Here is a 21,814-nt window from a genome sequence, read left to right on the forward strand (position 1 = left end):
AGTCAGCGGGAAAGGCCGCGCGCGTCGATCGGCCAGACGGCTTCGACGCGCTCGCCCCGGAAACAGATGTATTCGTCGTAGAGGTTCGCGGTCGGGTCGCAATGGCCCGGCACGATCAGAATCCGCTCGCCCAGCAGCTTATCGGGCGTTTCGTGTGACGGAACGCGCAGGACGCCGTGCTCGTCGTTTGCGGCTTCGTAGTGAAACGCTTGAAACGCGTCGCCTGAGCGACGCACCGAGCGCGGCAAGCCGGAATCCACGGCGAGTCCTTTCAGCCCCACATCGCAAACCGCCGCGCCCGGCCGCGTGGCGCTCATGATGGTCGATGCAATGAAAAGGCTGTGTCGCGGATGCAGCGCGCCCGGCCATTCGTTCTCGCCGTAGTGGCCGTCCATGAAAAGGTACGAGCCGGGTTGCAATTCGGTATAGACGCCGCTCGCCGCATCGAATTCCATGGTGCCGGTGCCGCCGCCCGTCACCACGGCGCACGTTTGCCCGCGCGCCGCAAGCGCTGTGACATAGCGGGCGGCGGCGTCGGCGGCGAGCAGCGCGGCTTCGCGTCGTTGGCCGTAGTCCGCAATGTGCTGCGCGCCGCCGTGATACGCCTGCAATCCGTTAAATCGCAGCGATCCGGCCGCGTGGATCGCATCGGTCAGCGCGAGCAGCGCATCCGCGTTCGTCACGCCGCAACGCCGCTGCCCGACATCCACTTCGGGCAGCACATCGATCATGACGCCCGCCCGCTCCGCCGCCGCGCCGAGCGCTTCGACCTGCGACACGGCATCCACGCACACGCTCAGACGCACATGCGCCGCGAGTTCGACGGCCATCGCGAGCTTGTCCGCGCCAACGAATTCGTTACTGATATGGATACTCTCGATCCCCGCCGCCGCGAACGGATACGCCTCGCTCAGTTTCTGGCAGCACACGCCCGCCGCGCCCGCCGCACGTTGCAACAAGGCGATCCGGCTCGACTTGTGCGCCTTCGCGTGCGGGCGCAACGCAACGCGATTCGACGCGGCGAACGCGGCCATCTGTTGCAGATTGGATTCGAACGCATCGAGGTCGATCAGCAGCGAAGGCGTGCCGACCGCGTCGAGTGGACCGCCGGGCTGCGCGGCGGCGGGAACGTGAAGCGTCAAAAGATTCTCTCCGTGGTGAACGCCAGGATTTTAAAGCGCCATCGCCAGCACGCGCGCGACATGCAAAGCCTCGACGCCCGCGCCGTCGTAGATCTGATGGCGGCAACTCGTGCCGTCCGCGACCACGATTTCCCCCGGCGCGGCACGGCGCACGGCGGGCAGCAACGCGAGCTCCGCCATCGCCTTCGACGCCTCGACATGCTCCGCCTCGTAGCCGAAACTCCCCGCCATGCCGCAACACGACGATTCGATCGGCTGCACATCCAGTTGCGGAATCCAGCCGAGCACGGTCGTCACCGGCCGGAACGCGTCGAACGCCTTCTGGTGACAATGCCCGTGCACCCACGCGCGCGGCGTGCCGATCGCTTTCAGCGGCAGTTCCAGCGTGCCGGCGGCTTTCTCGCGGACCAGAAACTCCTCGAACAGGAACGCGAGACTGGCGAGACGGCGCGCTTCGTCGCCGTAACCATACTGGAGAAATTCGTCGCGCAGGGACAGCAGACACGACGGCTCCAGCCCGACCACCGGCACGCCGCGCGCGACATACGGCGCGAACGTATCGAGCAGGCGGCGCGCCTCGCGCTTCGCTTCATCGACCATGCCCGCCGCCAGGAACGTGCGCCCGCAGCACACCGGCCGCTCGCCCGCGCGCAGGCCGAAATGCACGGTGTAACCCGCCGCTTCGAGCACGCGCTGGGCCGCGCGGGCGTTTTCCGGCTCGATGTTGTCGTTGAAGGTATCGACGAACAGCAGCACTTCTTTTTGAGTAACGCTTGAAGCGCCGGAACGCCGCGCGTTCGACAGAAACGAGCGCTGGAACTTCGGCAGCGATCGTTCGGGCGCGAGGCCGAGACGCCGTTTCACGAACGCCGACACCATCGGCACGCGCTCGGCGAACGCGATCAATCCCGCCGCGCGGCTCGCATACGGCGCATAGCGCGGCATGAACGCGACGAGTTTCTCGCGCCACGCGACGCCGTGGCGCGCGGCCCACGCGGCGCGCGCCTCGATCTTGAACTTCGCCATGTCCACGCCGGTCGGGCAATCGCGCTTGCAGCCCTTGCAGGAAACGCACAGGTCGAGCGTTTCCTTCACCTCGACGCTCGCCAGCCCGTCGCCGCCGAGTTGCCCCGAAATGGCGAGCCGCAATGTATTTGCGCGGCCACGCGTCAGATGCTGTTCGTCCTTCGTCACGCGATAACTCGGACACATCGTGCCCGCATCGAATTTGCGGCAATGGCCGTTGTTGTTGCACATTTCGACGGCCTTCGCGAGTCCGCCGCTCAGATCGCCGCCGCTGCCGGGATCGGTTTCCTCGCCGCTCAACGGATCGCGCAAGACGTTCCACGCCGACCAGTCGAGCACCGGCTGGATCGATTTCTCGCGATAACCGGGCGCGAAGCGGAAGTTGCGCGTGTCGTCCATTTTCGGCGGACGCACGATCTTGTCCGGATTGAAACGGTTCCCGGGATCGAAAAGCTGCTTGATCTCGACGAACGCCTGATGGATGCGCGGCCCGTACTGCCACGCGACCCACTCGCCACGGCACAGGCCGTCGCCGTGTTCGCCGGAAAACGCGCCCTTGTATTCGCGCACGAGCGCCGCCGCTTCTTCGGCGATCGCGCGCATTTTCGCCGCGCCGTCGCGCCGCATATCGAGGATCGGCCGCACATGCAGCGTGCCGACGCTCGCGTGCGCGTACCACGTGCCTTCCGTGCCGTGTCGATGGAACACCTCGGTCAGCCGGCTCGTATATTCCGCGAGATGTTCGAGCGGAACCGCGCAATCTTCGATAAACGACACCGGCTTGCCGTCGCCCTTCATGCTCATCATGATGTTCAGACCCGCCTTGCGCACGTCCCAGAGCGCTTTCTGCTCGGCCGCGCCCGGCATCCGCACGACCGATCCGGGCAGGCCGAGGTCGTCCATCAATTCGACCAGCCGGTCGAGATTCGTCGTCTGCTCGTCTTGCGATTCGCCCGCGAACTCGACCAGCAAAATGGCTTCGGGCCGCCCGACCAGCGCGCGCGAAATCACCGGACGAAACGCCGGATTGCTCATCGCGAGTTCGATCATCGTTCGATCGACCAGTTCGACCGCGCTCGGTCCGAGCTTGACGAGATGCTGCGTCAGGTTCATCGCCTGATAGAAACTCGGGAAATTGACGACGCCGAGCGTCTTGTGCGCGGGCAGCGGCGCGAGTTTCAGCGTGATCTGGCGGCTGAACGCGAGCGTGCCCTCCGATCCGACCAGGATATGCGCGAGATTCGCGTGGCCGTCGTCGGTATAGGCGAGCGGATTCTGGCAATCGAACAGATCGATGTTGTAGCCCGCCACGCGGCGCAGCACTTTCGGCACGCGCTCGGCGATCTCGGCGCGCTCGGCGGTGGCGATGCGCCGCAATCCGTCGAGGATTTCTTGCATCCGCGCGCCTTGCGGCGGCTCGCGCAGCGAGGCGAAATGCGCGTCGGCGCCGTCGGCGAGCACGGCGTCGATGGCGTGCACGTTATGCACCATGTTGCCGTACTGGATAGAGCGCGAGCCGCACGAATTGTTGCCCGCCATGCCGCCGATCGTGCACTGCGCGCCCGTCGATACATCCACCGGAAACCACAGCCCGTGCGGCTTGAGCCACGCGTTCAGATGATCGAGCACGACGCCCGGCTCGACCGTCACCGTGCGCGCGTCGGCGTCGAAGTGAACGATATTGTTGAGCCATTTACTCGTATCGATCACCAGCGCCTCGCCCACCGTCTGGCCGCACTGGCTCGTGCCCGCGCCGCGCGCGAGCACCGGCACGCGTTCGGCGCGCGCCAGTTCGAGCGCGGCGCGGAGGTCCGCCTGATCGCGCGGGACGACCACGCCGAGCGGCGTGATCTGGTAGATCGACGCGTCGGTGGCATAGCGGCCACGGCTCGCGGTATCGAACAGCACGTCGCCGCGCAGCGCGCGCTTCAGGCGCGCGGCGAGCGGCGAGAGGCCGCGCGCCGCGCCGGGCACGAGGTGGATCGGCTTGACGAGTAAGCCAGCGCTAGGATTCAGCATGTCGGTCATGGCGCTCTATCCGGTAGTGAGATAGCGAAAAGCGGCCGTCATGCGCCGAGCCCCGGCGCGGGATGGACGCGGCCCGCTTCGGCGGCGTCGAACTTGCTTTCCGGCTGCATCCGCAAGGCGAGCACCACGCCGATCGCCATCAGCAGCATGCTGCCCGCGAACGGCAGTTCCCAGCTCCCGAAGCGGTCGATCACGAAGCCCGACAGCACCGGCGAGATGATCGCCGCGAGCGCGGAGCCGGTGTTCATCATGCCGCTTGCCGTGCCCGAGTATTCCGGCGCGATATCCATCGGGATCGCCCACATCGGGCCGATGGTCATCTCCGCGAAGAAAAAGCCCGCCGCGAGACACGTCATGGAGACGTAGAGGCTGTGCGTGAACATCAGCGGCACGAGCGAAATAAGCGTGAGCAGCATGCACACCGACACCATCCAGCTTCGCGCACGTTTCAGGCTGCGCGTCTTCTCGAACAGGCGGTCCGTGACGATCCCGCCGAGCGTATCGCCGATCACGCCCGCGAAGAACACGGCGGAGGCGAACATCGCCGATTTCTTGAGGTCGAGGTGATAGCTATGCAGGAAGTACTGCGGAATCCAGCTCAAGAACAGCCACAGCGTCCAGCCGTAGCAGAAATAAACGATAGTGACCGGCAGCATGCGTTTAAACAGCGGCTTGAACGGCACCTTGGCGGCTTTCGGCTTCGGCGGCGGCAGCACTTCGAGTTCGTCGCGGGTAATGCGCGGATGGTCCTTCGGGTGCTCGGTGAAGGTCAGGCACCACACGATCACCCACACCAGGCTGATCCCGCCGCAAATGTAGAACGATTCGCGCCAGCCGTAAGTCGCCATCACCAGCACGATCGCGCCGGGCGCGACAGCATTGCCGATCCGCGCGGCGGCGTGCGTGATGCCCTGCGCGAAGCCGCGCCGTTCCTTCGCGACCCAGCGCGACATCGCGGCAGTCGCGGCCGGGAAGGTCGCGCCTTCGCCGAGCCCGAGCAAGACGCGCGCGGCGAGCAGCGAAAAGAGGCCGCCCGCGAAGCCGGTCAGGAGCGTCGCCAGCGCCCAGAGCGCGCCGCAAAACACGAGCGTGCGCTTCGCCCCGAAACGGTCGCTGACCCAGCCGCCGATAATCTGGAACACGAGGTACGGGTACGCGAACGCCGAGAACACGAGGCCGATCTGCGTGTTCGACAGTCCGAACTCCTTGCCGAATCCCGCCGCCGCCGTGCTGACGTTCACGCGGTCCAGATAGGTAATGAAATACATGATGCAGAGCATTACTAGAACGATACTGGTCGCACTGGTGAGTCGGAACCGTTTCATCGTCTGTCTCCGTGACTTATATCGGCAGCCCGCCGAATGGCGAACCCAGCCGGGCGCGGCGCTGTCAGGTGTGAGGTGTCAGATGCGCGCGAAGCTTTTCGCGGGCCGCGTTCTCTGCGCGGCCTCGTGTTCTGGATAAGTTTTAAGCGTGCTCAGGCGGCGGCTTTCAGCGGCGACGTAGCGCGCGCTTGCTCGGTCAGGAACGCCATCGCAGCGGGCAAGCCGCTCGCGGCAAGCGGCACGCCCGCGAGTTGCAGCCCCATTTCGCAACCGGCGAGCGTCGCGAGCAGCGTCAGGTCGTTGCAGTCGCCGAGATGGCCGATGCGGAACATGCGCCCTTTCATCTTGCCGAGGCCCGTGCCGAGCGACATGTCGAAGCGCTCGTAGATCACCTTGCGCACCGCGTCGGCGTCCACGCCTTCGGGTGTCATCACGCCGGTCAGCACCGGGCTGTAGACGGCCGGATCGTCGCACTGGATTTCCAGGCCCCACGCGCGCACCGCGCGGCGGCAGGCTTCGGCGAGCCGGTCGTGGCGCGCGAACACGTTGTCGAGCCCTTCGTCGAGGATCATGTCGAGCGCTTCCGACAACCCGTACAGCAGGTTCGTGTTCGGCGTGTACGGCCAGTAGCCGGTCTTGTTCATCTCGATGATCTCGCCCCACGCCCAGAAACTGCGCGGCAGCTTCGCGGTTGCGCTCGCCGCGATCGCTTTCGGCGAGACGGCGTTGAAGCTGATGCCCGGCGGCAGCATCAAGCCCTTTTGCGAGCCGGACACGGTCACGTCAACGCCCCATTCGTCGTGGCGATAATCCGCGCAGGCCAGGCCCGAAATCGTATCGACGATCAAAAGCGCCGGATGCCCCGCCGCGTCGATCGCGCGGCGCACGGCGGCGATATCCGAGGTCACGCCGGTGGACGTTTCGTTATGGACGACGCACACGGCCTTGATCGCGTGACCGGTGTCTTCACGCAGCCGCGCTTCGATCATTTGCGGCTGCACGCCGCGCCGCCAGCCTTCCACGCCGGGCAGCCCGATAAATTCCGGCTTGAGGCCGAGGCTTTCGGCCATCTTCTTCCAGAGCGTCGCGAAGTGGCCGGTTTCGAACATCAGCACGGCGTCGCCGGGACTGAGCGTGTTCGAGAGCGCCGCTTCCCATGCGCCCGTGCCGGACGCCGGATAGATCACGACCGGCTGCTCGGTCTTGAAAATCTTCTTGATCCCGTCGATCACCTTCAGGCCCAGCGCGCCGAATTCCGGGCCGCGATGGTCGATGGTCGGATAGCTCATGGCGCGCAGGATCCGGTCGGGCACCGGGCTCGGTCCGGGAATTTGCAGGAAATGTCGGCCAGCGGGATGAAAATCTAACTTGAGCATTCGGCTTCTCCGGTTGAATATTGCATGCAAAAAACTATATCAACGGAATGTTACGATCCCAAGGTAAATATGCGCGGTGTTTACCCTGTTGGCTTGTTGGCCTGACAGTTGCGTTAGAATTAGAGCAACCTCCTAGTGGACTTTTGTATGCAAAATCCGGAAATCGAGGCAAGCGGCGCCATCGTTCCGCTCTTGCCGAAAGTGGAACGCCAGCGCCTGCACGACACGGTGGTCGATCACATTCGCCGGTTTATCGTTGAGGGCGTGCTGGAAGCGGGCAAGAAGCTGAATGAGCGCGAACTCTGCGAGACGCTCGGCATTTCGCGCACGCCGTTGCGCGAAGCGCTGAAGGTGCTCGAAGCGGAAGGGTTGATCGAGATATCGCCGAATCGCGGCGCGTCGGTGTCGAGAATGTCGGAAGCCGAGTTGCGCGAGACCTTCGAGCTGATGAGCGGCCTCGAAGCGTTTGCGGGCGAACTGGCGTGCGAGCGGATCACGGCGGCCGAAATCGCGGATATCAAGGCGCTGCACTACGCGATGCTCGCCTGCCGCGCCCAGAACGATCTGGCCGGTTACTACAGCCGCAATCAGGCGATCCACGACAAAATAAACGAAGCGGCGCGCAATTCGGCGCTGCGTCAGACGTATATCGCCGTGAACCGGCGCTTGCAGGCGCTGCGCTTTCGCTCCAATTTCCAGACGCCGAAATGGGATCGCGCAATCCACGATCACGACGAAATGCTCAAAGCGCTCGATGCGCGCGACGGCAAGCGCCTTGCCGCAATCCTTCGTCAGCATCTGCTCGACAAGCGCGACGCCGTGCTCCAGGTGCAATCGAACGCCGACGCGGCCGGAACGGACCTCACCGCGTAATCCAAGCGTGGCGCTGAGCGCGTGGCGCCGAGCACGTGGCGCTGCCTTTACCGAACCATGGCGGACAAGTTGAATACTTTCCGCCATATCGTCTCGTGTATGCTCAAGACACATTGTTTGACATTCGGCGCGGGCCGCGCCGCCTGAGGCCAGCCTGACGCGCGCTGGAAAGGCCAATCCAATCACTCAAGGGTTCATCATGGCACTCGAACGAGCGAGCGCGAATTGCCGTCGCGCTGCTGTCAGCCGCCGTGGCAACGCTCAGGACGGACTCCAATGAGCGCCCCGCAACGCCTGACCGTCCTTCACGTGAGCGTCTACCGGTACGCCGAGCCGGTCGATTTCGGCGAACACCGGATGATGTTCCGTCCGCGTTCCGGCCACGATCTGCGGCTTGTCACGAGCGAGTTGCGCATCACGCCCGAGCCGAGCCGCCTGCGCTGGCTGCATGACGTATTCGACAATTCCGTTGCCATCGCGACCTTTGCCGATCAGGCCAAGGAGCTGCGTTTCGTGAGCCAGGTGACGCTCGAACACTACGAATCGCCGCAACCCGAGTACGCGCTGGAACCCTACGCGACCACATTTCCGTTCATCTATACCGACGAAGAAGCCGCCGATCTCGTCCACGCGCGGCATCGGCTGGAGCCGGATCCGACCGTCGATCAATGGGCGCAGCGCTTTCTCGCGCCGGGCGTGACGAACGGCACCATGTCGCTCTTGCGCGCCATGACGCAGGAAATCAAGGACAAGTTCAAGTACGTCCGGCGCACCGAAAAAGGCGTGTACTCGCCCGCCGAAACGCTCCGCCAGAAAAGCGGAAGCTGCCGCGATTTCGCCGTGCTGATGATGGACGCCGTGCGCTTTCTCGGGCTGGCCGCGCGTTTCGTGAGCGGCTACATCTTCATTCCGGATCACGACACCACACGCGGCGGCGGCTCCACGCACGCGTGGCTGCAAATTTACTTGCCGGGCGCGGGATGGGTCGATTTCGATCCGACCAATAGCATTGTCGGCAATCGTCATCTGATCCGCGTGGCGGTGGCGTGGAACCATCAGCAGGCGTTGCCGTTGTGGGGAACCTGGTACGGGGCCGAGGGCGCATTTCGCGATCTCGAAGTGACGGTGGCGGTAACCGAGGACGAGGACGATTAATGGCACATCCGATGCAAATTGCCGCGCCGCTAAAACTGCGCGTAGGTTACGAACTGGAATACGAGTGTCCCCAGTCGACGCCGATGATCCTCATGCTGAACACGCATTTCTCGCATGCGCAGGACGTGCTGACCGCCGATCTGATGGTGGTCGATCCACCGGTGCCGATCACGCATTACCGCGACGGCTTCGGCAACTGGTGCAGCCGGATCGTCGCGCCGCCCGGGCGCATCCGGCTCTCGACGACCGCCGTGCTCGAAATTTCCGGCGAATTCGAGACGCCGCCGTTGCGCGGCGAGCAGCATCCGGTGGAAAACCTTCCCGACGACGCCCTCGTGTTCCTGCTCGGCAGCCGCTATTGCGAAACGGACGTGCTCTCGGATATCGCGTGGCAGCGTTTCGGCGATAAAGCGCCGGGGCGCGATCGCGTACAGGCGATCTGCGACTTCGTACACAACCACATCACCTTCGGCTACGGCCACGCCCGCTCGACCAAGACCGCGTGGCAGGTCTACGAGGAGCGGCTCGGCGTGTGCCGCGATTTCGCGCATCTGGCGGTCACACTTTGCCGCGCGATGAATATCCCGGCGCGCTACTGCACCGGCTATATCAGCGATATCGGCTTGCCGCCGCCCTACGCCGCAATGGATTTCGCCGCGTGGTTCGAGGCGTATATCGGCGGATCGTGGCAGACCTTCGACGCCCGCAACAACGCGCCACGGATCGGCCGCGTGCTGATGGCGCGTGGCCGCGATGCCGCCGATGTCGCCATCAGCAACACTTTCGGCCCAAGCGTGCTGCAAAAGTTCGTGGTGCATTGCGCGCCGCAGTAGGACGGCGGCGCCGATCGAATAGTTGATGCCTGATAGCCGGTATTCGCCCGTGCAGACCACGGGCGACGCCGCGCGCCTTATTCTTCTGCCGGTTCTCACGCGCGCTGCCGCCAGGCGGCGCTCATCGGCGGAGTTTCATGTCCACGTTTTGCTTTTCGTTCCCCACAACCCGCGCGCAAGCTCAGACCGGGCCGTTGCGTGCGCTTCTGCGCGGTATCGGCCAGATTGTCTTGCAGCGCAACGCCGCCACCGGCGCGCTGCTGTTCGCCGCCGTGCTGAGCCAGAGCGCGCGGCTCGCCTGCGCGCTCGTGATCGGCGCGGTGACGGGCAACGTGCTCGCGTCCATCGTGGATACGGACGACTCGCCGTCCGCGCGTCAGGACCTCAACGCGTTCAACGGCGCGCTGGCGGCGCTCGCGGCATTCGCTTTCATCCGCGACGATTCACAGGCCGGCGCGGTCGCCATCGTGGCCGCGATGCTAGCGACATTCCTCGCCGTCAAGCTCGCGCCGTATTTCGCCCGCGTTGGCTTGCCGCTCTTTTCCAGCCCGGCCGTGGTCGTCACCTGGCTGTGGCTGCCGCTTTTTGCTGATTCGACGGCCGTCACGCCCGCTGTCTGGCCCGTTCCTGGCGCGGTATTGGCCGGTTTATCGCCGATTCTCTTCGCGAGCGGCGTACTCGCGGGCGCGCTCGTCTGCGCCGCGCTCGCCGTGTCCGGCGTGCGTTGCGCCGGTGTGGCGCTCGCGGGCAGCGCCCTCGGGCTCGCACTCCACGCGATGTCCGGCGCGTCCGCCACGCTGCTGCTTTCCGGCGCGTGCGGTTTCAACCCCGCGCTCGTTGCGCTTGCCACCTCGCGCGCCGGAACACGCCGGATGCTTGGGGCCGTCGCGGTTTGCGTCGCGATCGAGCGCGCCGCCGCTTATTTCGGCTTTCCGGCGCTCACCGCGCCGTTCGTGCTCGCTGCGTGGTTCATGCATGCAACGACGCGCAGCCGGTCCGCGAGCGGGATCGCGGACCGGCTTGGCCGAAGCGGCCTGCTGAACGAGCGCCACCGCACGTAACACGCCGAATCCGCGCCCCGCGCCGAACATCGCGACAATTTCCTAAGGTATCTTGATTGCGCTGATCCCGCATTTGGCGCGCTATTTGTCTGTCAATTCGCGTTATTCCGCGTCATTTTCCACTCTTCAGGACAATTTAGCGTCGTTTCTTGCTTACATTTAGTTTCGGTTAATTTTCGATTCACCGTCACATCCGCACCCTCGCCGACGCCGCTACAAACGCGTCCTTTCATTCTTCCGGAGGGTTCCATGATCGTGTATCTGCTCGCTTTATTGATCGGCGTCGTCGCGGGCCTTCGCGCGATGACCGCGCCCGCCGCGATCAGTTGGGCCGCGCATCTCGGCTGGTTGCCCTTGCACGACACGCCGCTCGCCTTTCTCGGCAACACGGCGACGGCTTATATCCTGACGGCGCTCGCCATTGTCGAACTCGTCACCGATCAACTGCCGCAAACGCCCAGCCGCAAAGTGCCGATGCAATTCGGCGCGCGCCTCGTGACGGGCGGCTTGAGCGGCGCGGCGATCGGCGCCGCGAGCGGAATGTTGCTGGGCGGATTGATCGCGGGGTTGATCGGCGCGGTGCTGGGCACGCTCGGCGGTGCAGCGGCGCGCGGCGCGCTCGCGCAGATGTTCGGACGCGACCTGCCCGCCGCGCTGGTCGAGGACGCCGTGGCGATTGTCGGTGCGGCGCTGATCGTCACGCAGGTTCACTGACGGCGCGTTTCGTCGCCGGCTTGCGTGCTTTTTTTGCGCGTAAATTCAACTCGATCCACGTCGGCGCGTGATCGCTCGCGTGCGGCAGATCGCGCACCCAGCGGTCCACGCCCGCGTTCGCCAGACGCGGCGCGAGATCGGCGGACAGCAGCAGATGGTCGATACGCAGCCCCGAATTGGTCTGCCAGTGCTGGCGAAAATAATCCCAGAACGTGTAGATGCGTTCGTCCGGAAAGTGCGTCCGTAGCGCGTCGGTCCAGCCTGCCGCGAGGAGGCGCGCGTAACAGTCGCGGCTTTCGGGCTGGAGCAGCGCGTTCTTCAGCCACGAACGCGGGTTATAGATGTCCTCGTCGGTGGGCACGACGTTATAGTCGCCCGCGAGCACGACCGGATGGCCGCTCTCGCGCAACGCCGCCGCGTAGCGGATGAGGCGCTCGAACCAGGCGAGCTTGTAATCGAACTTCGGACCGGGATGCGGATTGCCGTTCGGCAGATAAAGACAGCCGATCAGCACGCCGTTGACCGCCGCTTCGAGATAGCGGCTGTGGGTATCGGCGGGGTCGCCGGGCAGGCCGCGCCGGCTTTCCAGCGGCTCGGTGCCTTTGGCGAGGATCGCCACGCCGTTCCACGAAGTCTGCCCGTGCCAGATCGCGCCGTATCCGGCGGCGTTTATCTCCTTGACCGGAAACGCGGCGTCGGGCGCTTTCAGTTCCTGCAGACACGCGACATCCGGTTGTTCGCGTTCGAGCCACGCCAGCAGCGCAGGCAGACGGGAGCGGATGCCGTTGATGTTGAAAGTGGCGATTTTGAAGGAAGTCACGGTGGGTTTGTGGGGTGGGCGGCACGCAGTCGATTGCACGATCCATTCCCGTCACCCTCGCGGCATCCCTCTCCCCTCAAACATTCGCCGAATCCGGCCACGACAGCCGCGACGCAGTCCAGTCGAGTTCAGCCCCCAGCACGATCGGCTTCGCGTCGATCACAACAGACAGCGTCACGCCGACACACGCCCGCCCGCTCGTCAGCGAAAGATACGGGCCGCTCGCCACCGGCTCGCCGGGACTAAACACCGCGCGGCGGAAATACGGCCGGTTGTCCCAGCGCGCCTCGCGCGGATCGGCGATCGGATAAAGCGGCGGCGCGTCGCTCACGAACGACGGCCCGCGAATCTCCGCGCCGATCTGCCGGCCGGTTTCGTCGAGGAGGAAACAACTGATGCAGTAATCGAGCGCCGCGAGCGTTGCAAACGCGGTATCGACACTAGCGCGTTGCGCGAGCGCATCGCCGGCGTCGCGAATGGCGGCCAGATACGGCTCGACCTGCGATTCGAACGTCGTGCGCCGATGCACGCGGCTTTCCGCGATCACATCGAACGCATGATCGATACGCGGACTCGCGGGTTCGCCCCGCCGGATCGCCGCAGCCGGCTTGCCGAGCAGATATCCCTGCGCGAAATCCACATTCGACTGCACCGCCAGAATCAGTTCCTCGGTCGTCTCGATGCCCTCCACCACCACGAGCATGCCCGCGTGATGCAGCAGCGCGACGAGGCTCGGCAGGATCGGCTGATTCGTGCCACGGCTCTTCGCGCGAATGAGTTCGCCGTCGAGCTTCACGAAATTCGGCTGGATGCGCAGCAGGCGGTCGAGATTGGAATGGCCCGCGCCGAAATCGTCGACGGCGATCAAAAAGCCGCGCTCACGATACCGCGCCGCCGCCCGCGACAATTCCTGCACGCTGCCGCCCTGCGATTCCAGAATCTCCAGCACGATATTCGCGGGATCGAAGCCGAGCGCGCGGGCTTTATCGTCGAGCTCGCGCGGATAATCCTCGTGGATGAACGTGGCCGGCGTCACGTTCAGAAACAGCCACGCGTTGAGCGGCAACACGCCACGGCCGGTTGCGAGATGAAGATCGTGCGTCAGGCGATCGAGCGCCGTGATATCGCTGTTCGCGGCGTTCGCGGGCGCGAACAGCAGCGCGGGCGAAATGCTCGCGCCGTCCGCCGTCGCGCCGCGCACCAGCGCCTCGAAGCCGACCTGCTTCTGGTGCGACAGGCTGTAAAGCGGCTGAAAATGCGACGACAGGAAATAATCGCCCCAGCGCCAGGTTTCATCCACCGTCTCCGGCATTGCGGCGGGCGCGGGAATAGTCGAATCCCGCGCAATGGCCACCGACTCCGCGCGCACGCGCCTGACCGCGTTCGACCGCTCGACGAACACGCGGTTGCGCCCGGCATGCTTCGCGCGCAGCAGCGCTTCGTCGGCGCGGTCGAGCAGTTCCATCGGCGTCTCGCCGGTCCGGTAGCGCGCGACACCAAAGCTCGCCGTCAAATGGCCGTCCGGCCGCCGGATTTCCGCGATCGCGCGGCGCAGCGCCTCGGCGCCTTTCAGCACATCTTCGAAACCGGCTGTCGTGCTGAGCGCGACGAATTCCTCGCCGCCGAGCCGCCCGATCCGGTCCTCCGGCCGCGCGTTCTCGCGCAGCGTGCGCGCGACTTCGCGCAGCGCGTCGTCGCCGGTGGCGTGGCCGTACTGGTCGTTGAGCGACTTGAAATGGTCGATATCGATGAAAATCGCCGTCGCCGAGCCGCCGTAACGATCGATGTGTTCGAGCAGTTCCGTCGCTTCGCCGAGAAACGCGCGGCGGTTCGCGAGGCCAGTCAGCGGATCGGTCGCGGCAATCTGCGCGAGTTTTTCTTCCAGCAGAAAGTGGTTGCGCCGGAACCGGTAGAAGCCGAAGTTGAACACAGTGGACGTCGGCACGCCGATCACCACCCACATCACGCACAGCACCCAGTCGTCGCGCCGCAGCGGCATCGAGAAAAGATACGGCAGTCCGGTCAGGTAGAACGCTGCCGTGCCCGCCAGAAAATGGCGCGGCGTGAGCCAGAGCGGCGCGGCGCAGATCGGAATCACGAGCGCGGCGGGAAAGAGCCACAGCAGCGGCTGCGGCAAGCCGTTCACGTTGAGCACTGCGCCCATTTGCAGCACGCAGATATACGCCACGCCGATCAACCCGAAACCGCGCGTCGTCTGCACGCGCGGAATCGCGGCCACCAGCGCTGCGAGCACCGCGCCGCAGCCGAGCCGGTAGATCAGCGGCGCGGGCGTCCCGGCGACAAACCCGCGCGCGCCCACGAACGTGAGAAACGCGACGACGGTGAACGCCATCGTGATGGTGGAAAGCGGACGTTGATGCTCAAGCGACCGTCGATGGAAGCGGACCTTGAAGTCGGCGGCAAACCTCGGTGACGCTGGCGGCGCAAACATGGGATGGCGAGGGCCTCGGGCCGCGAGTGGATCGGATCAGCCCTGCTTATCGGCAGATCTTTCCAAATCTTTAGCGGCTTTCAACTATGACGCGCGCAGTGCCCTGCTTTTGTTCAGGTGCAGACGCAATGCGGCAGACGCGCGGTGAAACGCGTGCCGTCCGTGTCGGACGAGGTGACCGAGAGGCTTCCGCCATGCTCTTTCACGATCTGCGAGCAGATATACAACCCGAGGCCGAGGCCGCCGCCCGGCTTGCTGTTGAGCGGCCGCCAATACGGCTGGAACACCTGGTCGAGGTCGGCGTGGGCGATCGGCTGGCCGTGGTTCTCGACGGACAGCAGCAACGAATCGCCGTCGATGGCGGCCGTGACCGTCACCGGCCGCTCCAGCGCGCCGTAAGCGAGCGCGTTGCCGAGCAGGTTCGACAGCAGTTGCTGAATGCGCCCGCGGTCGCAGTGAATGCTCACGTCGAGCGCGATACGATCGATCACCACGCGTCCTTCGTTCGCCTCGCGCGCCTCCGCGATCACTTCGCGCAACGCCTGCGGCAAATCCGCGAACGGCGCGGGCGCGACGCCGATGCCGGCACCGAGCCGGCCGCGCGCAAAATCCATCACATCGTCGATCAACCGCGCCATGCGCCGCGTGGTCGCCTGAAGTCGCCGGCCGACGTTGACGAGTCCGGCGTCGTCGGCGCGGCGCGCGAGCAGTTCCGCCGTCGCGCCGACCGCCGCGAGCGGGTTGCGCAGATCGTGGCCGAGCACGGCGATAAACTGTTCGCGCAGTTCGGCCGTCTCGCGCTCGGAGATGAGCGCCGATTCGACCGCGCGCTGATGCCGCTCGTTCTCCAGTTGCAGCGCGATCAGTTCCGCGAACGTCGTGAACATGGTCACCGTGCGCGGGTCCGAGACGACGTGCGGGCGCGGATCGATGGCGCACAGATTGCCGAAATACTCGCCGTCGGGCAGCACGATCGGCACCGAAATATAGCTTTCGATGTTGTAGATGCGCGGCGTGTGGTGATCGCGATAGGTCGGGTCCAGGCTCGCGTGATCGATCACGACCGGCTGGCGCGCGGCCCGCGCCTCGATGCACAGCGTAGTGTTGACGTCGAGCCGACCGCCCGATTTAAGGCCGAACGCGATGTCGTCCTGTACCGCGCACGCGGTCCACGATTCGTTCGAGACGCGCGCGACGGCCGCGAACCCCAGGCCGGTGTTCTTGCAGATGACGCGAAGAATCGCCGGCACCGCGCCGATCCGGCAGACTGCCGCCACGTCGCGGGCGATTTCGTCTTCGCTTTCTTTCATCGGCTGCACTTACGGCTGATTGACTGTGAGTAATGAATGTTAACGCATGCCGTGCGGTCCCGGTGACGGCTCGCGCACGATGCGCGACAAAAGAAACGCCGCCTTCGTCGAACGAAAGCGGCGCTTAAGCGGTGCAATCAGCGAAAAAACTCGGCGTTACTTCGCCGTCGGCATCGCGAATTCGGCCCCTTTTTCCGTGCTTTCGGGCCAGCGCTGCATGATTGATTTCTGGCGCGTGTAGAAGCGCACGCCTTCCTCGCCGTAAGCATGCATGTCGCCGAACAGACTGCGCTTCCAGCCGCCGAAACCGTGCCACGCCATCGGCACCGGGATCGGCACGTTGATCCCGACCATGCCCACTTCGATTCGTCGTCCGAATTCACGCGCGACGTGGCCGTCGCGCGTGTAACAGGCGACGCCGTTGCCGAATTCATGCGCGTTGACGAGATCGACCGCTTCGCCGAAATCCTTCGCGCGCACGCAGGCGAGCACCGGGCCGAAAATTTCTTCCTTGTAGATGCGCATGTCCGGCGTGACGTGGTCGAACAGCGTGCCGCCCGTGAAGAAGCCCTCTTCGTGTCCCGGCACCTTGAGTCCGCGCCCGTCCACCACCAGCGTCGCGCCCTCTTCCACGCCGAGCGCAATGTAGCCTTCGATCCGCTCCAGCGCCTGGCGCGTGACGACCGGGCCCATTTCGGCATCGGCTTCCATGCCGTTCTTGACGATCAGCGTGCGCGCGCGTTCGGCGAGACGCGGAATCAGCCGGTCGGCGACGTCGCCCACCAGCACCGCGACCGAAATCGCCATGCAGCGCTCGCCCGCCGAGCCGTATCCGGCGCCGACCAGCGCGTCGATGGCTTGATCGATGTCGGCGTCCGGCATCACGACCATGTGATTCTTCGCGCCGCCGAGCGCCTGCACGCGCTTGCCGTGCTTCGCGCCCGTCTCGTAGATATAGTTCGCGATCGGCGTCGAGCCGACGAAGCTGATGGCTTTCACATCGGGATGCACGAGCAGCGCATCGACCACGGTCTTGTCGCCCTGCACCACGCTGAACACGCCGTCCGGCAAGCCCGCTTCCTGCAGGAGACCTGCCATGAACAGCGACGCCGACGGATCGCGCTCGCTCGGCTTCAGGATGAACGTGTTGCCCGCCGCGATCGCGACCGGGAACATCCAGCACGGCACCATGCACGGAAAATTGAACGGCGTGATGCCCGCGACGACGCCGAGCGCCTGACGCGTCGTCCAGTTGTCGATGCCGGTGGACACCTGCTCCGTGTAGTCGCCCTTCAGCAGTTGCGGAATACCGCAGGCGAACTCGATCACGTCGATCCCGCGCGACACTTCGCCCTGCGCGTCGCTGAACACCTTGCCGTGCTCCGCCGTGATGATCGCGGCGAGTTCGTCGCGGTGCTTGTTCATCAGTTCGAGGAAACGCAGCATGACGCGGGCGCGGCGGATCGGCGGCGTGTTGCTCCAGCCGTCGAACGCGGCTTTCGCGCTCACGACGGCGGCATCGACGTCAGCCGTCGTCCCGAGACGCAGCGTGCGCGCTTCGGCGCCCGTCGCGGGATTGAAGATCGGCTGCGTGCGGTCGCCCGAGCCGGGCGTGCGGCGGCCCGCGATGAAATGGACGACGTCCGCGCGATCGTTGAAGCTTTGCATGTTGGGCACCTGATGGGTTGACGGTGACGACAGTGTAGAAAGGTCCGGGCCGCGTGCAAAGGCGCTATCATTGAACTGATTGTTTTCTGTCGTGAACAATGAGCGAGCGCGATGCTGAAAAATCAGCAACAAATCGAAGGGCTGTGGACGCACCTGCACTGGCTGACCGTGCTGGCGAGTCAAGGCAGCTATACGGGCGCGGCGACCCGGCTCGGCGTCAGCAAGGCGGCGATGAGCCAGCGTATCGCGGAACTGGAGCGCGCGGCGGGAGTATCGCTGGTGCAGCGCACCACGCGAAGCGTGCGGCTGACGGAAGCGGGCCAACGGCTCGTGGATGAAACGCGCGCTCAGTACGCGCAGATCGCGGAAAGTTTCGCGGGTGTGCGCGATCTGGCGGGCGTCGCGCGCGGCGTGTTGCGCGTCACCGCGCCGGTCGCGTTCGCCCGCCAGCAACTCGTGCCGAAGCTGGCCGCCTTTCTGCGGGAAAACCCCGAAGTGCGCGTGCAACTGGAATTGTCGGACCGGCTGAGTTCGCTCGCGACCGAAGGTTTCGATCTGGCGATCCGCCACAGCGCCGCCGCGCCGGAGACGCACGTCGCATGGACGCTGTGCGCGACGCAATCGGTGATCGTGGCGACGCGCGATTATCTGGATGCGCGCGGCACGCCGGTCTCGCCCGCGGACCTGAGCGCACATGACTGTCTCTACTATCCGCGCGCGCAAGAAGCGCCCGCGTGGACCTTCGAGCGCGCCGCCGCGCGGCGCGCGCCGCCCGAGCGCGTCACCGTGCCGATCGCCGGGCCGCTCGCCGCGAACAACAGCGAAGCGTTACGCGATGCCGCGCTCGACGGCCTCGGTATCGCCCTGCTGCCGGATTTCAGCGCGCAAGCCGCGCTCGCGGGCGGCCGCCTCGTGCGTCTGCTGCCCGACTGGCGGCCCGTGGGCGCGTTCGCGGAGCAGCTCTACATCGTGCGGCCGTATGCGTCGCATGTGCCGCGCGCGGTGTCGGCGTTCGTCGCGTATTTGCGCGAGACGTTCGCCAATGGCTTTGCGGCTTGAATCGGCGTTACTGCTTCTGCTCCTTCACGCGCGAGACGATCTGCGTCGGGCTGACGAATTGCAGCGCGATCAGCACCCAGACCAGCGTGATCGCCATATAGATCATCGCCATCGCGTCGATGGATTGCGACGCTCGCACCCCGGTCGAAAACACCGCGTAGTACAGCGCCACCACCAGCGTCTGCGTGGCCGGGCCAGCCGTGAAAAACGTCAGCTCGAACATGCCGATGGTCCGCACCAGCACCAGCAAACCGGCCGCGAGCATGCCCGGCACGAGCAGCGGCAGCAGCACGTAGCGGAAATACTTGAACGTGTTCGCCCCGAAAATGCGCGCCGCCGATTCCAGATTCGGATCGATCTGTTCGATAAACGGCGTCATCACGAGAATCACGAACGGCAGCGCGGGCACCAGATTTGCCAGGATCACGCCCGACAGCGTGCCGGCGAGACCGAACTTGTACATCACGGTCGCCATCGGAATGCCGTAGGTGACGGGCGGCACCATCAGCGGCAGCAGGAACACGAGCGTCGCGAACCGCTTGCCGCGAAACTGCACGCGGGCGAGCGCGTAAGCCGCCGGCACGCCAAGCGCGATCGACAGCAACACCACCGCGCCGACCACCTCCATCGTCACCCAGAGCACGCTGCTCAACTGGAAGTCGGTCCACGCCTGCGCGTACCAGTGCAGCGTGAAGCCCTGCGGCAAGAGCGTGCCGAACCAGCGCGTCGCCACTGAATTCACGGCGACGGTCGCGATCAGCAGCAGGACGTTCAGCAGGAAGAACCCCATGGCTCCCCATACGAGTGCTTTCCACACCCGGTCAGGCAAACTCGTGCGCGTTTTCATCTTTTTGCCCGGCTTGGCGCCGCTCGGCGAATGCGGCGCCGATGCGGCCCAGTTCGTGGCGTCGCGATTATCGGACGCCTGCGTGGTCAGGTCGGTCGTCATCAGCCTTTCCCTCCCGTGACCGGTCCCGTGTAGAAGAAGCGGCGCGCGCTGAGCATCCCCGCGACCACCAGTAACTGCACGAAGCCCATCACGATCGCGATAGCCGAGGCGAGCGAGTAATCGTAACTTTCGAACGCCGCTTCCGACGCCGCGATCGAGATGACGCGCGTCGGACCTGCCGGCGCGCCGAGCAGGATCGCCGACGGAAACACCGAAAACGCCTGCACGAACGAAAGACACGCGGCCATCGTCAGACCCGGCAGCAGGAGCGGCAGATAGATCTGGCGGAACTGCTGCCACGGACTTGCGCCGAGCGTGGCGGCAGCGCGCGCGAGCGTCGGGTCGATACCGGTGACGTAGGAAAGCGTGAGCAGGAACGCGAACGGAAAGCCTGAAACGATCAGCGAGATCAGCACGCCCCAAAAGTTGTGCGTCAGGCGAACTTCATCCGTATAAAGATGCAGCCCTTGCAGCGCCTGCGGAAACCAGCCGTTCGGGCCGAAGTACGTGAGCATGCCATCGGCGATCAACACCGTGCCGAGCGTGACCGGAATCACGAGCAGCGTCGTCACGAACTTCTGATACGGCGAGTTGCGGCGCAGCGCGAACGCGACCGGCACCGAGACGCCCACGTTGATGATCGTCGCCGGGACCGCCAGTTTCAGCGTGACGATGATGGTCGGCCACATCGCGGTGTCGGTGAAAAACGCGATGTAATTGGCCCACGCGCTGCCGCCGTTCATCGGATTGAACGACAGCACGAGACCGTACAGGAACGGGTAGATAAAGAGCGCCAGAATGAAGATCAGCGCGGGCGCGACGAGCCAGGCTTTCGCATCGCGCTTGACAGGCAGCGCGAGCGTGCTCATTTCTGTTCTCCGTCGTACACCAGCGTGCGCGACACCGGCACACGCAGACACACGCGCTCGCCCGCTTCGCATTCGCCTTCGATCCGCGCCCACATCTTGCCGAACACCGTATTGACGCGGATCAGCGAGTCGCGGCCGCCGTATTCGACGGTTTCCACCTGCGCATCGAACGCGTTGTCCGTGCCGGGCGCGACGCGCTCCATGTCTTCCGGACGCATCGCGACGCTGACGGTCTTGCTGTTGAAACCTTCCATCGGCGTGCCGGTGAGACGCACGCCGTTCGAGCTCACGGCGACCGCTTCGCCCTGCGTGCCTTCGAGCGTGAACGGCATCACGTTCCGGTAACCCATGAAGCGCGCGACGTGGAGGTTTTTCGGGCGTCCATACACTTCCTTCGGGGCGGCGACTTGCTGCACGACGCCTTCCTTCATCACCACGATGCGATCCGCCATCGAAAGCGCTTCGTCCTGATCGTGGGTCACGTAAATGGTCGCGCGTTCAAGCTGACCGTGGATGCGGCGGATTTCCGCACGCATTTCGATCCGCAGTTTGGTGTCGAGATTCGAGAGCGGCTCGTCCATCAGCACGAGCGGCGGTTCGATCACGATCGCGCGCGCAATTGCGACGCGCTGCTGCTGGCCGCCGGACAACTGGCCCGGCAGTTTGGCTTCGTGGCCGACGAGTTGGACGAGTTGCAGCGCCTCGCGCGCGCGGCGCGTGGTTTCGGCCTTCGACAACCCGCGCATCTTCAGGCCGAAGCCGACGTTATCGAGCACCGACATATGCGGAAACAGCGCGTAATTCTGGAAAACCATGCCGAAGCCGCGCTTTTCGGGCGGCAGCACGTCGATCCGCTTATCGTCGAGCCAGATTCCGCCGCCTGTCAGCGGCTGCAACCCGGCGATACAGTTGAGCGCCGTCGATTTGCCGCAGCCCGACGGCCCGAGCAGCGCGATGAATTCGCCGCGCCGGATGTTCAGGTCGAGGCCGCGCAACGCCGCGAGTTGCTGGCCTTCCGCGTTGGTAAAGCTGCGCGAGACCGAATCGAGGCGCAATTGCTCGAAATCATGCTTCATGGTGTTTGTCCGGAGAGCGCGGCGGCGCTGAGTCGCTGAAAGACCGCCGCCGCGCAGTTTGACGCTGAGAACGATGAG

At 65.1% G+C, this 21,814-nt stretch carries 17 protein-coding genes; 6 read left to right on the forward strand and 11 right to left on the reverse strand.

The features are described 5' to 3' along the window. Positions 1–2 precede the first annotated feature (2 nt). The 4 genes from AC3D25_RS27410 to AC3D25_RS27425 all read right to left on the reverse strand — a co-directional run bounded on the left by AC3D25_RS27410 (position 3) and on the right by AC3D25_RS27425 (position 6,897). Positions 3–1,142, reverse strand: a complete 1,140-nt coding sequence (locus tag AC3D25_RS27410) for a DSD1 family PLP-dependent enzyme (protein ID WP_488891627.1) — start codon at positions 1,140–1,142, stop codon at positions 3–5. Between the two features lie 30 nt (positions 1,143–1,172). Further along, a complete protein-coding gene (locus tag AC3D25_RS27415; RefSeq protein WP_488892165.1) occupies positions 1,173–4,187 on the reverse strand; it encodes an FAD-binding and (Fe-S)-binding domain-containing protein in 3,015 nt (1,004 codons plus the stop codon). A gap of 47 nt (positions 4,188–4,234) precedes the next feature. Beyond that, the gene (locus tag AC3D25_RS27420; RefSeq protein ID WP_488891628.1) at positions 4,235–5,521 is read right to left on the reverse strand and encodes an MFS transporter; all 1,287 of its coding nucleotides are present in this window, start codon (positions 5,519–5,521) and stop codon (positions 4,235–4,237) included. Positions 5,522–5,673: 152 nt separating this feature from the next. Beyond that, complete coding sequence (locus AC3D25_RS27425) at positions 5,674–6,897, reverse strand: pyridoxal-phosphate-dependent aminotransferase family protein (protein ID WP_488891629.1); 1,224 nt, start codon at positions 6,895–6,897, stop codon at positions 5,674–5,676. Positions 6,898–7,044: 147 nt separating this feature from the next. On the opposite strand from AC3D25_RS27425, the gene AC3D25_RS27430 reads away from it, so the two are divergent. The 5 genes from AC3D25_RS27430 to AC3D25_RS27450 all read left to right on the forward strand — a co-directional run bounded on the left by AC3D25_RS27430 (position 7,045) and on the right by AC3D25_RS27450 (position 11,533). Next, entirely contained in the window at positions 7,045–7,770 is a 726-nt protein-coding gene (locus AC3D25_RS27430) for a GntR family transcriptional regulator (protein WP_488891630.1), read from the forward strand. Positions 7,771–8,046: 276 nt separating this feature from the next. Next, positions 8,047–8,925: a transglutaminase family protein gene (locus AC3D25_RS27435; protein ID WP_488891631.1), complete on the forward strand. Its 879-nt coding sequence runs from the start codon at positions 8,047–8,049 to the stop codon at positions 8,923–8,925. Next, the gene (locus AC3D25_RS27440) at positions 8,925–9,758 is read left to right on the forward strand and encodes a transglutaminase-like domain-containing protein (RefSeq protein ID WP_488891632.1); all 834 of its coding nucleotides are present in this window, start codon (positions 8,925–8,927) and stop codon (positions 9,756–9,758) included. Before AC3D25_RS27435 ends, AC3D25_RS27440 begins: the two co-directional genes overlap by 1 nt. Positions 9,759–9,895: 137 nt before the next feature. After that, complete coding sequence (locus AC3D25_RS27445; protein WP_488891633.1) at positions 9,896–10,819, forward strand: urea transporter; 924 nt, start codon at positions 9,896–9,898, stop codon at positions 10,817–10,819. A gap of 249 nt (positions 10,820–11,068) precedes the next feature. Further along, positions 11,069–11,533, forward strand: a complete 465-nt coding sequence (locus AC3D25_RS27450; RefSeq protein WP_488891634.1) for a DUF4126 family protein — start codon at positions 11,069–11,071, stop codon at positions 11,531–11,533. Here AC3D25_RS27450 and AC3D25_RS27455 read toward each other — a convergent pair. The 4 genes from AC3D25_RS27455 to AC3D25_RS27470 form a co-directional block, all read right to left on the reverse strand. Further along, complete coding sequence (locus AC3D25_RS27455; protein WP_488891635.1) at positions 11,517–12,353, reverse strand: exodeoxyribonuclease III; 837 nt, start codon at positions 12,351–12,353, stop codon at positions 11,517–11,519. The two genes, AC3D25_RS27450 and AC3D25_RS27455, sit on opposite strands and share 17 nt — an antisense overlap. 76 nt (positions 12,354–12,429) lie before the next feature. Then, the gene (locus AC3D25_RS27460) at positions 12,430–14,805 is read right to left on the reverse strand and encodes a diguanylate cyclase (RefSeq protein WP_488891636.1); all 2,376 of its coding nucleotides are present in this window, start codon (positions 14,803–14,805) and stop codon (positions 12,430–12,432) included. A 113-nt stretch (positions 14,806–14,918) separates the two neighbouring features. Further along, positions 14,919–16,115, reverse strand: a complete 1,197-nt coding sequence (locus AC3D25_RS27465) for a GAF domain-containing sensor histidine kinase (protein WP_488891637.1) — start codon at positions 16,113–16,115, stop codon at positions 14,919–14,921. A gap of 156 nt (positions 16,116–16,271) precedes the next feature. Continuing rightward, entirely contained in the window at positions 16,272–17,783 is a 1,512-nt protein-coding gene (locus AC3D25_RS27470; RefSeq protein ID WP_488891638.1) for a CoA-acylating methylmalonate-semialdehyde dehydrogenase, read from the reverse strand. 111 nt (positions 17,784–17,894) lie between these two features. Between AC3D25_RS27470 and AC3D25_RS27475 the strand changes: the two genes are divergently transcribed. Further along, positions 17,895–18,842, forward strand: a complete 948-nt coding sequence (locus AC3D25_RS27475) for a LysR family transcriptional regulator (RefSeq protein WP_488891639.1) — start codon at positions 17,895–17,897, stop codon at positions 18,840–18,842. A 7-nt stretch (positions 18,843–18,849) separates the two neighbouring features. Here AC3D25_RS27475 and AC3D25_RS27480 read toward each other — a convergent pair whose 3' ends face one another. The 3 genes from AC3D25_RS27480 to AC3D25_RS27490 are packed head-to-tail and all read right to left on the reverse strand — an operon-like array spanning position 18,850 to position 21,736. Then, positions 18,850–19,791, reverse strand: coding sequence for an ABC transporter permease (locus AC3D25_RS27480; protein ID WP_488891640.1), 942 nt, complete (start codon positions 19,789–19,791; stop codon positions 18,850–18,852). Then, positions 19,791–20,660, reverse strand: a complete 870-nt coding sequence (locus AC3D25_RS27485) for an ABC transporter permease (RefSeq protein ID WP_488891641.1) — start codon at positions 20,658–20,660, stop codon at positions 19,791–19,793. Before AC3D25_RS27485 ends, AC3D25_RS27480 begins: the two co-directional genes overlap by 1 nt. Then, entirely contained in the window at positions 20,657–21,736 is a 1,080-nt protein-coding gene (locus AC3D25_RS27490; protein ID WP_488891642.1) for an ABC transporter ATP-binding protein, read from the reverse strand. Before AC3D25_RS27490 ends, AC3D25_RS27485 begins: the two co-directional genes overlap by 4 nt. Positions 21,737–21,814 lie beyond the last annotated feature (78 nt).

It is taken from the genome of Caballeronia sp. SL1002 (genome assembly GCF_057814995.1).

Excerpts from the sequence above, each read along its gene's own strand:
- AC3D25_RS27415 (WP_488892165.1), bottom strand. The coding sequence starts at position 4,187 with ATGCTGAATCCTAGCGCTGGCTTACTCGTCAAGCCGATCCACCTCGTG.
- AC3D25_RS27420 (WP_488891628.1), bottom strand. The coding sequence starts at position 5,521 with ATGAAACGGTTCCGACTCACCAGTGCGACCAGTATCGTTCTAGTAATG.
- AC3D25_RS27425 (WP_488891629.1), bottom strand. The coding sequence starts at position 6,897 with ATGCTCAAGTTAGATTTTCATCCCGCTGGCCGACATTTCCTGCAAATT.
- AC3D25_RS27430 (WP_488891630.1), top strand. The coding sequence starts at position 7,045 with ATGCAAAATCCGGAAATCGAGGCAAGCGGCGCCATCGTTCCGCTCTTG.
- AC3D25_RS27435 (WP_488891631.1), top strand. The coding sequence starts at position 8,047 with ATGAGCGCCCCGCAACGCCTGACCGTCCTTCACGTGAGCGTCTACCGG.
- AC3D25_RS27440 (WP_488891632.1), top strand. The coding sequence starts at position 8,925 with ATGGCACATCCGATGCAAATTGCCGCGCCGCTAAAACTGCGCGTAGGT.
- AC3D25_RS27445 (WP_488891633.1), top strand. The coding sequence starts at position 9,896 with ATGTCCACGTTTTGCTTTTCGTTCCCCACAACCCGCGCGCAAGCTCAG.
- AC3D25_RS27450 (WP_488891634.1), top strand. The coding sequence starts at position 11,069 with ATGATCGTGTATCTGCTCGCTTTATTGATCGGCGTCGTCGCGGGCCTT.
- AC3D25_RS27460 (WP_488891636.1), bottom strand. The coding sequence starts at position 14,805 with ATGTTTGCGCCGCCAGCGTCACCGAGGTTTGCCGCCGACTTCAAGGTC.
- AC3D25_RS27465 (WP_488891637.1), bottom strand. The coding sequence starts at position 16,115 with ATGAAAGAAAGCGAAGACGAAATCGCCCGCGACGTGGCGGCAGTCTGC.
- AC3D25_RS27470 (WP_488891638.1), bottom strand. The coding sequence starts at position 17,783 with ATGCAAAGCTTCAACGATCGCGCGGACGTCGTCCATTTCATCGCGGGC.
- AC3D25_RS27475 (WP_488891639.1), top strand. The coding sequence starts at position 17,895 with ATGCTGAAAAATCAGCAACAAATCGAAGGGCTGTGGACGCACCTGCAC.
- AC3D25_RS27480 (WP_488891640.1), bottom strand. The coding sequence starts at position 19,791 with ATGACGACCGACCTGACCACGCAGGCGTCCGATAATCGCGACGCCACG.
- AC3D25_RS27485 (WP_488891641.1), bottom strand. The coding sequence starts at position 20,660 with ATGAGCACGCTCGCGCTGCCTGTCAAGCGCGATGCGAAAGCCTGGCTC.
- AC3D25_RS27490 (WP_488891642.1), bottom strand. The coding sequence starts at position 21,736 with ATGAAGCATGATTTCGAGCAATTGCGCCTCGATTCGGTCTCGCGCAGC.